Origin of the sequence: Caldimonas mangrovi (assembly GCF_023721835.1) — a bacterium.
Lineage (GTDB): Bacteria > Pseudomonadota > Gammaproteobacteria > Burkholderiales > Burkholderiaceae_C > Caldimonas > Caldimonas mangrovi.
This window is the reverse complement of sequence record NZ_JAMKFE010000003.1, coordinates 16650-28608: the sequence shown is the minus strand read 5'-3', so window position 1 is coordinate 28608 and position 11959 is coordinate 16650. Positions and strand designations below refer to the sequence as shown.

Genomic DNA, 11959 nt, shown 5'->3' with positions numbered 1-11959 from the left:
TGTGATGGGGTCAGGCGGGCAGCGCCAGGCCTTCGGCCTTCATCGCGGCGCGCACGGCCGGGCGCTGCGCGACGCGCTGCAGGAAGGCCTGCAGGTGGGTCAATGGCGACAGGTCCAGGCCGACATGCCGTGCCCAGCCGCACACCGTGTAGAGGTAGGCGTCCGCTGCGGTGAAGACGCCGCCGGTCAGGAAATCGGTCCCTGCGAGGCCACGGTCGACCCATTGCAGCTTCTTCCGCAGCACTTCGGACAAGGTGCGCCTGGCGCCGGCGTCGAGCGCCGCATTGAACAGCGGCGTGAACGACTTGTGCAGTTCCGAGGTGATGTAGTTCTGCCACTCCTGCACGCGGTAGCGCTCCATCGTGCCGGCCGCCGGCATCAGCGCGGAGGCGCCCAGCCGGTCGGCGATGAACTGCGCAATGACAGGGCCCTCGGTGAGGCGCGTCCCGTCGTCCAGCTCGAGCATCGGCACCTGGCCCTTGGTGTTGAGCGTGTCGTAGTCGGTACCGTCGGCCGTGACGTGGCGGGCCGTGTCGACCTTCACGAGCGTGAACTCGCCGCCTGCTTCCCTGAGCACGATATGAGGAGCCAGCGAACAGGCGCCGGGGGCGTAATAGAGCTTCATGGTGGGTTGCCTGGAGAGATAACGAAGCCTTCACGATATTCAGGACTCAACAGACAATAAATGGGGCATCATTCAATTCATTTCTTCCATGAAGTGCTCCAATGCGCCGGCTTGACGACATCAACCTCGGCAGCCTCGAGCTGTTCTGCCGGGTCGCCGAACTGCAGAGCTTCACGGCCGCAGCCGCCGCGGCCGGGCTCACCCCGGCGGCGGTGAGCCGCTCGATCGCGAGGCTGGAATCGCGGCTGGGGTCGCAGCTGTTCGTGCGCACCACGCGGCGCGTGCGCCTGACCGAAGGCGGCGCCAGCTATCACCGTCAGTGCCGCGAAGCGCTGGGCCAGCTGATGGAGGCCGAGCGCGAATTGACCGGCGAGCAGCAGGTGCCGAGCGGCACCGTACGCGTGAGCCTGCCGACCTCGTATGGGCATCACCGCGTGTTGCCGCTGCTGCCGCTGTTTCGCGAGCGCTACCCCGAGGTGCAGCTCGAAGTGCAACTGAGCAACCGCAACATCGACTTCACCGCCGAGGGCTACGACCTCGCGGTGCGAGGGCGCAACCCGCCCGATTCGGGTCTCGTCGCTCGACGGCTGGAAGACGCGCCGCTGGTGGTGGTGGCGTCGCCGATGTATCTGCAGCGACGCGGCACGCCGACGTCGCTGGAGTCGCTGGCGCAGCACGAATGCCTGCACTTTCACCTGCCGAGCAGCGGGCAACTGGTGCCGTGGGTGTTCCGGCACGACGGGCAGGACCGGGAGGTGCCGGTGCACGGCGCGCTGCGGTGCGCCGACGACATCCTGGCGCCGGTCACGCTGGCCCGGCACGGCGCCGGGCTGGTGCAAACCTACCGGTTCATCGTCGATCAGGACTTGCAAGCCGGCACGCTGAAGGAGGTGCTGCCGGGCTACGCGGGGGCATCGCGGCCGTTCTCGCTGCTCTACCCCTCTGTGCGACACATGCCGCGCCGCGTGCGCGTGTTCATCGACTTCCTGCTCGAACAGCTGCCGCCGCGCCTGCAACGCACGGGCGACCGGGCCCGCTAAGGGGCGGCGACGCCGCCACCGGTGCCGGCGTCGCCGCCGTTCAGCAGCAGCGTCACCAGCACGGCCGAATCGCCGCGCGCCCGCAGCGAATGCCGCTGCTGGCCCGGCAGCACGACCAGCTCTCCGGGGCCGATGCGCATCGTGCCGCCCGGCGTCACGACCTCGACGTCGCCTTCCAGGCAATGGATCGTGCATTCGTCACCGACGTGGTGTTCAGGCTGGTCCTGGTGCTCGTGCAGCACGAGGTGCAGCAATTGCAATCTGTCGGTCTTCAGCAGGCTGGTGCTGACGGCCGTCGCGAGCGCTTCGCCGAGCGGGCGCACGCTGATGACGTCGAGCAGTTGAGCATGGGGCAGGGCCATCGTCGGACTCCAGTCGGTGACGGTGAGGGGCAAGCGTTGGCTTGCGAGCAGGCCTTGTGCCCGGCCGAGCGCGGCCGCCGCGCTGTAACGAAGGATGACATGCCGCGCCGTGGCGCTCCGCTAGGCTCGCTGCATGAGCAGTTCCCGCCCCACCCTGCCGCCGCTGCCCGACAGCGAGATGGGCCGCCTGTTTCTGGGCACCGACTGGTCGAGTACGCCGCTCGGTGCCGTGCAGCGCTGGCCGCAGAGCCTGCGCATCGCCGTGAGCATCTGCCTGAACTCGCGCTTTCCGATGTTCGTCTGGTGGGGCCCGCAGCTGATCAACATCTACAACGACGCCTACATCCCGGTGCTCGGCAAGCGCCACCCGCGAGCCTTCGGACGGCCGGCACGCGAGTTCTGGAACGACATCTGGAACGTGCTCGGCCCGCAGGTCGACGAGGTGATGCTGCACGGGCGGCCGACCTGGAACGAGCGCGAACTGCTGGTGATGGAACGCAACGGCTATGCCGAGGAAACCTATTTCACCTGGTCGTACAGCCCCATCCACAACGAGCTGGGCGGCGTCGGCGGGCTGTTTTGCGCCTGCACCGAGGAAACGCCGCGCGTGATCGCCGAACGCGAGCGCGACGCCCTGGTGCGCAGTGCGCAGGACACCGCCCAGACACTGCAGACCTGGTTCGACAACGCCCCTGGTTTCATCGCGCTGCTGCGCGGCCCGCAGCTGGTGTTCGAGATGGTCAACAAGGCCTACTACCAACTGGTCGGCCACCGGCCGCTGCAGGGGCTGCCGGTGTTCGAGGCGCTGCCGGAAGTGCGCAAGCAGGGTTTCGAGGAGATCCTGCAGCGCGTCTACGAAAGCGGCCAGCCTTTCGTCGGCCGTGCGATGCGGTTGATGCTGCAGTCCGGGCCCGACAGTCCATTGGTCGAACGCTATGTCGACCTCGTCTACCAGCCGGTGGTCGAAGCCAGCGGCGCGGTGCGCGGCATCTTTGCCCAAGGCCATGACGTGACCGAGCAGGTGCGCGCCGTGCAGGCGCTGCAGGAGGCCGACCAGCGCAAGGACGAGTTCCTCGCGACACTCGCGCACGAGCTGCGCAACCCGCTGGCGCCGATCCGCCAGGCGGTGCAGCTGGCGAAGATGCAGCGGCTGCCGGCAGGGCAGAACGCCTGGGCGCTGGACATCATCGAGCGCCAGTCCCGCCACATGGGGCTGCTGCTCGACGACCTGCTCGACGTGGCACGCATCTCCAGCGGCCGGCTCGCGCTGCGGCGCAAGCAGGTGAGCCTGGCGTCGGTGGTCGACGCCGCGGTGGAGACCGCGCGGCCCCTGCTCGACGCACGCCACCACCGCTTCACGCAAAGCTTGCCACCGCACGACGTGTTACTCGACGCCGACCCTCTGCGGCTGGCGCAGGTGTTGTCGAACCTGCTGTCGAACGCCGCCAAGTACACCGATGACGGCGGCGCCATCGAGTTGCGCGCCGACGAGGAAGGCGGGCAGGTGGTGATCCGGGTGCGCGACAACGGCATCGGCCTGTCGGCAACTTCGCGCGAGCAGATCTTCCAGATGTTCTCGCAGGTGGCGCCGGCGCTCGGCCGCGCCGAGAGCGGGCTGGGCATCGGGCTGGCGCTGAGCCGCGGGCTGGTGGAGTTGCACGGCGGCACGATCGAGGCGCACAGCGCCGGCATCGGGCGGGGCGCGGAGTTCGTCGTGCGGCTGCCGGCGCTGGTCGGCGCCGCTTCGGCCGCCCCTGCCGCGTCGCCTGGTGTCGCCACGGGCGCACCATCGCGCGAGGTGCTGATCGCCGACGACAACGTCGACGCCCTGTCCAGCCTGGCGCTGCTGCTCGAGATCGCCGGACACCGGGTCCACACCGCCAGCGACGGCAAGGAGGCACTGGCCACGGCCGAGCAGCTGCGCCCGGACGTGGCCATCCTCGACATCGGCATGCCGGGACTCAACGGCTACCAGGTCGCCCGCGAGATCCGCGCGCGCCCCTGGGGCGGCACGGTGCATCTGATCGCGCTGACCGGCTGGGGCCAGCAGGAGGAACAGCAGCGGGCGCGGGACGCCGGCTTCGACCACCACTGCACCAAGCCGACCGACCCGCAGGCCCTGTACGCGCTGCTGGCACAACGGACATAGCGGCCGGGGCGCGACCGCCTTACGAAGACCCGGAATGTCGAACCGCGCGACGCTCGTTCGTCGTGTGGATACTGCACACTCCGAGCTTCATCATGATGGACACCTCCCACCCCGCCCCGAAGGCCGGCCGCCGCGAATGGATCGGTCTGGCCGTGATCGCCCTGCCGTGTCTGGTCTATGCCATGGACATGACGGTGCTCAACCTCGCGCTGCCCGCGCTCAGCACGGCGCTGCAGCCGTCGAGTTCGCAGCTGCTGTGGATCGTCGACATCTACGGCTTCCTCGTCGCGGGCTTCCTGATCACGATGGGCACGCTGGGCGACCGCATCGGCCGGCGCAAGCTGTTGCTGATCGGCGCGGCGGCCTTCGCGGCCGCCTCGACGGTGGCCGCGTTCTCCGACAGCGCCGAGATGCTGATCGCGATGCGCGCGCTGCTCGGCGTCGCCGGGGCCACGCTGGCGCCGTCGACGATGTCCCTGATCCGCAACATGTTCCACGACGAACAGCAGCGGCAGTTCGCGATCGGCGTATGGATCGCGGCCTTCTCGCTCGGCGCGGCGATCGGGCCGCTGGTCGGCGGCGTGCTGCTGCAGTTCTTCTGGTGGGGCTCGGTGTTCCTGGTCGCGGTGCCGGTAATGCTGCTGTTGCTGCTGGTCGGCCCCAGCCTGCTGCCCGAATACCGCGACCCGCACGCCGGCCGCGTCGACGCCGCCAGCGTGGCCTTGTCGCTGGCGTCGGTGCTGGTCACGATCTACGGCCTCAAGCAGATCGCCGAACACGGTCTCGCCTGGCTCCCCGTGCTGCTGGTGCTGGCAGGGGTCGTCGTCGGCTGGCTGTTCGTGCGGCGACAGGGCCGGCTCGCCTATCCGCTGCTCGACCTGACGCTGTTCCGCCGCGCGACCTTCAGCGCCGCCATCGCGGCCTATGCGCTGTCGTGCCTGGCGATGTTCGGCGTCTACATCTTCGTCACGCAATACCTGCAGCTGGTGCTCGGCTTGTCGCCGCTCGCCGCCGGCCTCGCGACGGTGCCGTCGGCGTTGGCTTTCGTGGCCGGCTCCTTGTTCGCGCCGCGCATCGCGCAACGCGTCACCGGTGCCTCGCTGCTGGTGTGGGGGCTGGCCGGCGCGGCGGTCGGCTTCGGCCTCATCACGCTGGCCGGCACCGGCGCCGGGCTGGCGCTCGTGGTCGTCGGCATGGTGGTGATGAGCCTGGGCATGGCGCCGGTGTTCACGATCGGCAACGAGATGATCATCACGGCCGCGCCGCCGGAGCGCGCCGGCGCGGCGTCGGCAATTTCGGAAACCAGTTCCGAGTTCAGCGGCGCGCTGGGCATCGCCGTGTTCGGCAGCCTGGGCACCGTGTTCTACCGCACCGGCCTGGCGAGCGCGATGCCGCCCGGCGTCCCGGCCGAGGCGGCAGCCACGGCGATGACGACGCTGGGCGGAGCCGTCGCCGCTGCGGAAAGCGTACCAGGGAGCGTCGGACAGGCCCTGCTGGGCGCCTCGCGCGCAGCCTTCGTTGATGCGCTGCAGTTCAACGCGGCGGCTGGCGCGTTGATCGTCGTCGCGGCAAGCGTGGTCGCGGCGGCCATCCTGCGCAAGGGCGCCACCGCGGACGTGGCAGCCGCGAAAGCGTCGTAGGTCGGCGCGGCTTTCAGTGCTGGTGCAATGCGTTGCGCACTTCCGACAGGAAGCGGCGCTCGTCGAATGTCGCCTTCCCCACGATGCGTCCCACCCGGCCCTGCAGCAGTTCCTGCTCGGCCGGGCTGATCGTCTGAGCCGTCATCACCAGAATCGGCACCGAGCTTTTGGCCGGCTGGCGCCGCACCTGCTCGACGACCTCGAAACCGCTCATCCCGGGCATCACCAGGTCGAGCACGATGAGATCGAGCTCGGCATCGCTCGCGATCCGCACCGCGGTCGGGCCATCGTAGGCTTTCAGCACTTCGCACTTCGGGCCCTCCAGCGCGGTCGCCACCAGGTCGACGGCCGCCGGGTCGTCGTCGACGACCAGCACCTTGCACGGGCGCAATGGTGGCGACTGCAAGCCCGCGTCGCGGACAGCGTGGAGCAGCGCCTCGCGGCCGACCGGTTTTTGCAGCACGCTCGAGGCCCCGAGCGCAAAACCGCGCTGCAGTTCGGACAGCACCGAGACGATCACGACGGGCACCGTCGCGAGTACCGGATGCGACTTGATGCGGCCGAGCACGTCCCAGCCGAGCTGACCCGGCAGCATGATGTCCAGGGTGATGACGTCGGGCACCGGTTCGGCCATGCGTTGCAGGTCGCCGGGGTTGTCGATGCATCGCACCTCGAAGCCGGCGCTTTCGAGATGCAGCTTGAGCAGCTCGGCAGCGGCCGGATCGTCCTCGATCACGACGGCGCGGCGACGGCGGCCCGCCGCCGCTACGGCCGGCATCTGCACCTGTTCCGGCGGCAGGGCCGCTGACGGCGCTTCTCGCCACGGAATCCAGACGGCGAACGTGGTGCCCCGCCCGGGCGCGCTGGCGACGCCGACGGTGCCGCCGTGCAGCTCGGCGTAGCGGCTGACCAGCGCCAGGCCGAGCCCGGTGCCGACGCGCCCGTAGCCATCGCCCGAGCGCACCTGGCGGTAGGCCTCGAACAGCAACCCCAGGTCGTCGCCGGACATGCCCGCGCCGTCGTCGCTGACACGAATCTCCAGGTACCCGCGCGGTGTCGCCACCGCGGCCCGTAGCGCCAGCACGCGCGTCGGCCGCCCCTGCGCGTCGTGCAGCTGCGGCGTGCCGGGCGGGGCGTGGCGCAGCACCAGCCGCACGCTGCCGCCGTCCGGCGCGAACTTGATCGCGTTGGACAACAGGTTGTAGACCAGCTGGCGCAGCTTGCGGGGATCGACGGCGATGCGTTCGCCGTGGCCCGTGCCGGGCGGCAGCGGCTCGAATGCCAGCTTCATTCCGCGCCGTTCGGTGCTGCCTTCGAAGGTGGCCAGGCAGGCGCGCAGAAACCCGTCAGGCTCGACGCCGTCGAGGTCGAGCGACATCTTGCCCGCCTCGACCTTGGACAGGTCGAGCACTTCGTTCAGCAGCCCCAGCAGGTGGTGCCCGCTGTCGTAGATCTGACGCGAGAAGTGCGCCTGCTTCTGCAACACCGGCCCGGCCACACCGTCCTTCAGCAGCTCGGAGAAGCCGATGATGGCCGTCAGCGGCGTGCGCAGTTCGTGTGACATGTTGGCGAGGAACTCCGACTTGAACCGGCTCGCCTGCTGCAACCGCGTGTTGGCCTCGCCCAGCACGGCGTTCATGCCGACCAGCCGGTTGTTCAAGTGCAGCAGTTCAGCGTTCTTGCTGAGCTCGCGCTCATGCGACTCGGCCAGCCGCGCATACAGGGTGCCGTTCTCGAGCAGCAGCACGCCCAGCACGAAGGCGGACGCCAGCAACCCATAGATCCGCCCGGCATAGAAGCCCAGGTCGAAGCGCCCGCCATTGAGCACCGCCGCCAGCGCGATGTCGAACAGCCACGCGCACATCACGACCATCAGCCACAGGTCGAGCACGCTGTGCGGCGCCCGGCGCCACAGCAGGGCGAGCGCCACCACGCTGAAGACCCACACGCTGGAGACGACGAAGATCATCGCCGGGGTGTAGCGGTTGCCCTCCATGATCGGCGGCAGCAGTTGCTGGCCGGCCGTGGCGAGCGCGGCCAGCCCCCCCGCGCAGACCAGCGCGACCGCCACGCACGCCGCGATCGCGAGGCCCGGCCGTGCGGCGCGGGACTCGCGGCGCCAGCCGAGCGCATAGCCCATCACGCACAGCGGAAACGCGGCGTGCCAGAACATGTAGATCCACGCCGTGCTCTGCGGCCCGGCACCGAGCAACCCGCCCGGCGAGAACAGCCCCGGGAAGCTCAGCATGTGCAGCGCCGCCATCACCGCGGTGACCAGGTAGCCGCCGGCCAGCACCAGCAGCGCGCGCCGGCGCAGGATGTGGAACTGCCCGAACAGCAACACCGCGGTGACCAGGTCGTTGACCACCAGCGCCGACTGGTACACCGGGATGAACGGCCCGATGCGCGGCAGCTGCAGCTTCGCGAATGGCGCCAGGCCGGCGAAGATGAGCGCCGAAACCAGCACCGTTGTGAGCGCCAGCTTTCGCTGTGCAGGGCCTGCTGGCAAGGTCGATAGGAACGCTGATTGCGGCTCGGCAACGTCGCTCATGAGCGCCCGGGCAAATGGGACAAGGCCCCAGCATTGCATCGATCTTGAGATGAATCAAGACCGATATCACCATAGGCGCCCGCTGCGGGTGCGCACTTCAGCGGAGGGTCAAGCCGTGCGCCCCGGCTTGCGCGCGCCACCGGCCCCACAGTGCCACGGACAGCGGGGTCGGAAACGCGCTACTGCGCGGTCCAGCCACCATCCATGTTCCACGCCGCGCCGCGCACCTGCGACGCCGCGGAACTGCACAGGAACACCGCCAGCGCGCCGAGCTGCTCGGGCGAGACGAAGTCGCCACTCGGCTGCTTCTCCTGCAGCAGGCCGCGCTGCGCTTCCAGCCCGCCGATGCCGCGCTCGGCAGCCCGTGCATCGACCTGTTGCTGCACCAGCGGCGTCAACACCCAGCCAGGGCAGATGGCGTTGCAGGTGATGCCGGTCTCGGCGGTCTCGAGCGCCACCACCTTGGTCAGCCCGACCACGGCATGCTTGGCCGCGACGTAAGCCGACTTGCCGGCGCTGCCCACCAGCCCATGCACCGAGGCGATGTTGACGATGCGGCCCCAGTTGCGCTCGCGCATGCCCGGCAGCGCGAGCCGCGTGGTGTGGGACACCGACGACAGGTTGATCGCGATGATGCGGTCCCACTGCTCGGGCGCGAAGGCTTCGACCGGCGCAACATGCTGGATGCCGGCGTTGTTGACGACGATGTCGACACCGCCGAAGCGAGCCTGCGCGAACTGCATCATGCGCTCGATGTCGCGCGGGTCGCTCATGTCGGCGGGGTGATGCTCGACCACAGCGTCGCCCCGCGGTGCGGCGGTTCGCACCTGCTCGATCGCACCGGCCGCATCGCCGAAACCGTTGAGCAGCACATGGGCGCCCTGTGCAGCGAACGACTTCGCGATCGCGAGGCCGATCCCGCTGGTCGACCCGGTCACGAGGGCCGTCTTGGCATTCAACATCCGAATAGCTCCTGAAGAGAAGGAATGGGAATCAGATCGGACCGTCTTCGGCACCGCCCGGCGGCTCGCCGCCTGCCTGGCCGTTGACCGGCTCCCAGCGGCCGATGCGGTAGGCGGCCATCTTCCGGTACAGCGTCGCGCGGCCGATGCCCAGCCGCTTGGCGGCCGCTGCGACGCTCGGGCTTTCGGCGAGCGCGCGCTCGATCAGGCCGCGTTCGTAGTGGCTCATCGCGACCGCATGCCCTTCGCCGGTCGGCACGTCGGCCGGCGACAGCGGCTCGGGCTGGCGTGCACGAGCCGCGACGCTGCCGGTCGAGGCAGCGAGTGCCGCCTGCACGCTGGCGGCCGTGAGCACCGGCGTGTCGCTCAGCAGGATGGCCCGCTCGAGCACGTTGCGCAGCTCGCGGATGTTGCCTGGCCAGTGGTAGCGGGACAGCACCGCCAGCGCCTCCGGACGCAGCTCGTAGGGCTCGCCCGGGCGGGCTTCGGCAAACCCTTCGAGCACGGTCTCGCAGATGAGCTCGAGATCCTCGATGCGGTCTCGCAGCGGCGGCACCGAGATCGACAGCACGTCGAGCCGGTAGTACAGGTCGGCACGAAAGCTGCCGCTCTTGACCAGCTCGGACAGCTTGCGCGAGGTGGCCGCGATGATGCGCACGTCGGCCCGCACGACGTCGTTCGAGCCCAGCGCCTCGAACTCCTTTTCCTGCAGCACGCGTAGCAGCTTGGCCTGCAATGCCTGCGGCATGTCGCCGATCTCGTCGAGGAACAGCGTGCCGCCCTGCGCGATGTGCAGCTTGCCCTGGCGATCGCGCCGGTCGGCGCCGGTGTACGCGCCGGCGGCCACGCCGAACAACTCGGCTTCGAGCAGGTTCTCGGGAATGGCGGCCATGCTCAGCGACACGAAAGGCTTGTGCGCGCGCGGGGAAGCGCCGTGGATGGCATGGGCCAGCAGTTCCTTGCCGGTACCCGTTTCGCCGAGCAACAGCACGGGTGAATGGGTCGCCGCCGCGCGGCGCGCGGTGCGCTTCAGCTCCAGCGTGGCCGGCGAAACGCCGACGAAGTTGGAGAAGTTGTACTTGGCCTGCCGCTGCGGCGGACGTGCCTTGCGCGCCGCGGTCAGCTCCTGCTGCATGGCGAGGAAGCGGGACACCAGCGGCGACAGCGAGCCGAGTTCGTCGAACAACGCGAAGCCGACCGCGCCGACCACTTCGCCCGCCTCGTTCTTCAGCGGCAGGCGGATCACGACCAGCGGCTTGTGCGGCGCGTCGAGGATGTCGAGCAGGATCGGCTGCCCGGTGCTGACCACTTCGCGCATGCGGCTGTTCGGGATCACTTCTTCGCAGGCGCGGCCGAGCGCGTCGCGTGGGTCGCCGATGCCGAAGCGGCGTGCATAGCGCTCGCTGATCCAGACGATGCGGGCGTCGCGGTCGACGATGATGGTGCCCTCGCTGGCACGCTCGAACGCCCGGAAGACGGCCTGCATCGCGCCGTCGCGCAGCGAGGAAAAGTCGCCGAGCCGCGCCGCGTCTGCGGCGGCCCAGATGTCCGTCTTGTCGGGTTCCAACTGCGTCTCCGAGGGGCCCGTCGCGCGTCAGCGTTCCGCGTGAGCCGGGCGGGTGGCAGCGGTTGCCGGCACCGGCGGGGGCGGGTCCTTGCGACCCAGGCGATGGATCAACTCGCCCATGATCCCCCGGCGGAAGGCCAGCACGCAGATCACGAAGATCACGCCCGTGACGGTCGTCACGGATTCGCCGAGGGCGGCGAAAAGGGGCAGCCCGGTCAGGTCGGCCAGGCCGGTGCCGATGTCGCCGAGCTTGTTCTCCAGCGTGATGATCACGAAGGCGCCGACCAGCGGCCCGACCAGCGTGCCGAGGCCACCGACCAGCGTCATCAGGATCACCAGGCCGGACATGCTCCAGTGCACGTCGGTCAGCGTCTCGAAGCCCATCACCACCACCTTCAGCGAGCCCGCCAGCGCGGCCAGTGCGGCCGACAGCACGAAGGCCAGCAGCTTGAAGCGGTGCGTGTCGTAACCCAGCGAGGTGGCACGCGGCTCGTTCTCGCGGATTGCGCGCAGGATCTGGCCGAACGGCGAGTGCACGATACGCGCGATCAGCGCATAGGCCGCCACCACGATGGCCAGCGCCACGTAGTACAGCACGCGGTCGTCGGCCAGGCTCAACACACCGAACAGCCTGCCGCGCGGCACGCCCTGCAGCCCGTCCTCGCCGCCGGTGAGCGGCGACTGCAGGCAGAAGAAGAACAGCATCTGTGCCAGCGCCAGCGTGATCATCGAAAAGTAGATGCCCTCGCGCCGGATGGCCAGCACCCCCATCAGCCAGCCCAGGCCGGCGCCGGCCGCAGTGCCGAGCAGCAGGCCGATCTCGGGCGTCAGGCCCCACACCTTCAGCGCGTGGCCGCAGACATAGCCGGCGCCGCCGAAGAAGGCCGCATGGCCGAACGACAGCAGCCCGGTGTAGCCGATCAGCAGGTTGAACGCGCAGGCGAACAGGCCGAAGCACAGCACTTTCAGCACGAACACCGGGTAGGCGCCCAGCAGCGGGGCCAGCAGCAGGCCGGCCAGCAGCAGGGCGTACATCAGTCGGGTTGGACGAAGCAGCACGGGT

At 69.5% G+C, this 11959-nt stretch carries 9 protein-coding genes; 3 read left to right on the top strand and 6 right to left on the bottom strand.

The annotated features are described in order from the left end of the window. Nucleotides 1–10 precede the first annotated feature (10 nt). The gene (gene gstA, locus M8A51_RS05170) at nucleotides 11–625 is read right to left on the bottom strand and encodes a glutathione transferase GstA (protein WP_251777095.1); all 615 of its coding nucleotides are present in this window, start codon (nucleotides 623–625) and stop codon (nucleotides 11–13) included. Between the two features lie 101 nt (nucleotides 626–726). Between gstA and M8A51_RS05165 the strand changes: the two genes are divergently transcribed. Beyond that, nucleotides 727–1665, top strand: coding sequence for a LysR family transcriptional regulator (locus M8A51_RS05165; protein ID WP_251777093.1), 939 nt, complete (start codon nucleotides 727–729; stop codon nucleotides 1663–1665). Here M8A51_RS05165 and M8A51_RS05160 read toward each other — a convergent pair. After that, nucleotides 1662–2027, bottom strand: a complete 366-nt coding sequence (locus M8A51_RS05160; protein ID WP_251777091.1) for a cupin domain-containing protein — start codon at nucleotides 2025–2027, stop codon at nucleotides 1662–1664. The genes M8A51_RS05165 and M8A51_RS05160 overlap by 4 nt on opposite strands. A 133-nt stretch (nucleotides 2028–2160) precedes the next feature. Between M8A51_RS05160 and M8A51_RS05155 the strand changes: the two genes are divergently transcribed. Both M8A51_RS05155 and M8A51_RS05150 read left to right on the top strand, forming a co-directional pair. Next, nucleotides 2161–4176, top strand: a complete 2016-nt coding sequence (locus M8A51_RS05155; RefSeq protein WP_251777089.1) for a hybrid sensor histidine kinase/response regulator — start codon at nucleotides 2161–2163, stop codon at nucleotides 4174–4176. Nucleotides 4177–4268: 92 nt separating this feature from the next. After that, a complete protein-coding gene (locus M8A51_RS05150) occupies nucleotides 4269–5816 on the top strand; it encodes an MFS transporter (protein ID WP_251777087.1) in 1548 nt (515 codons plus the stop codon). A 13-nt stretch (nucleotides 5817–5829) separates the two neighbouring features. On the opposite strand, the gene M8A51_RS05145 is transcribed toward M8A51_RS05150, so the two are convergent. The 4 genes from M8A51_RS05145 to M8A51_RS05130 form a co-directional block, all read right to left on the bottom strand. Then, the gene (locus M8A51_RS05145; protein ID WP_251777085.1) at nucleotides 5830–8283 is read right to left on the bottom strand and encodes a response regulator; all 2454 of its coding nucleotides are present in this window, start codon (nucleotides 8281–8283) and stop codon (nucleotides 5830–5832) included. Between the two features lie 263 nt (nucleotides 8284–8546). Continuing rightward, nucleotides 8547–9329 carry a 3-hydroxybutyrate dehydrogenase gene (locus tag M8A51_RS05140; RefSeq protein WP_251777083.1) on the bottom strand — a complete coding sequence of 261 codons (783 nt, stop codon included), beginning with the start codon at nucleotides 9327–9329 and terminating at the stop codon, nucleotides 8547–8549. A gap of 31 nt (nucleotides 9330–9360) precedes the next feature. Next, the gene (locus M8A51_RS05135) at nucleotides 9361–10815 is read right to left on the bottom strand and encodes a sigma-54 interaction domain-containing protein (RefSeq protein WP_251777554.1); all 1455 of its coding nucleotides are present in this window, start codon (nucleotides 10813–10815) and stop codon (nucleotides 9361–9363) included. A gap of 108 nt (nucleotides 10816–10923) precedes the next feature. Next, complete coding sequence (locus M8A51_RS05130) at nucleotides 10924–11931, bottom strand: branched-chain amino acid ABC transporter permease (protein ID WP_251777553.1); 1008 nt, start codon at nucleotides 11929–11931, stop codon at nucleotides 10924–10926. Nucleotides 11932–11959: the final 28 nt, after the last annotated feature.

What these genes read in the sequence shown, in the direction of transcription:
- M8A51_RS05140 (WP_251777083.1), bottom strand. Translation starts at nt 9,329, where the DNA reads ATGTTGAATGCCAAGACGGCCCTCGTGACCGGGTCGACCAGCGGGATC.
- gstA (WP_251777095.1), bottom strand. Translation starts at nt 625, where the DNA reads ATGAAGCTCTATTACGCCCCCGGCGCCTGTTCGCTGGCTCCTCATATC.
- M8A51_RS05155 (WP_251777089.1), top strand. Translation starts at nt 2,161, where the DNA reads ATGAGCAGTTCCCGCCCCACCCTGCCGCCGCTGCCCGACAGCGAGATG.
- M8A51_RS05135 (WP_251777554.1), bottom strand. Translation starts at nt 10,815, where the DNA reads ATGCAGGCCGTCTTCCGGGCGTTCGAGCGTGCCAGCGAGGGCACCATC.
- M8A51_RS05130 (WP_251777553.1), bottom strand. Translation starts at nt 11,931, where the DNA reads ATGTACGCCCTGCTGCTGGCCGGCCTGCTGCTGGCCCCGCTGCTGGGC.
- M8A51_RS05165 (WP_251777093.1), top strand. Translation starts at nt 727, where the DNA reads ATGCGCCGGCTTGACGACATCAACCTCGGCAGCCTCGAGCTGTTCTGC.
- M8A51_RS05150 (WP_251777087.1), top strand. Translation starts at nt 4,269, where the DNA reads ATGATGGACACCTCCCACCCCGCCCCGAAGGCCGGCCGCCGCGAATGG.
- M8A51_RS05160 (WP_251777091.1), bottom strand. Translation starts at nt 2,027, where the DNA reads ATGGCCCTGCCCCATGCTCAACTGCTCGACGTCATCAGCGTGCGCCCG.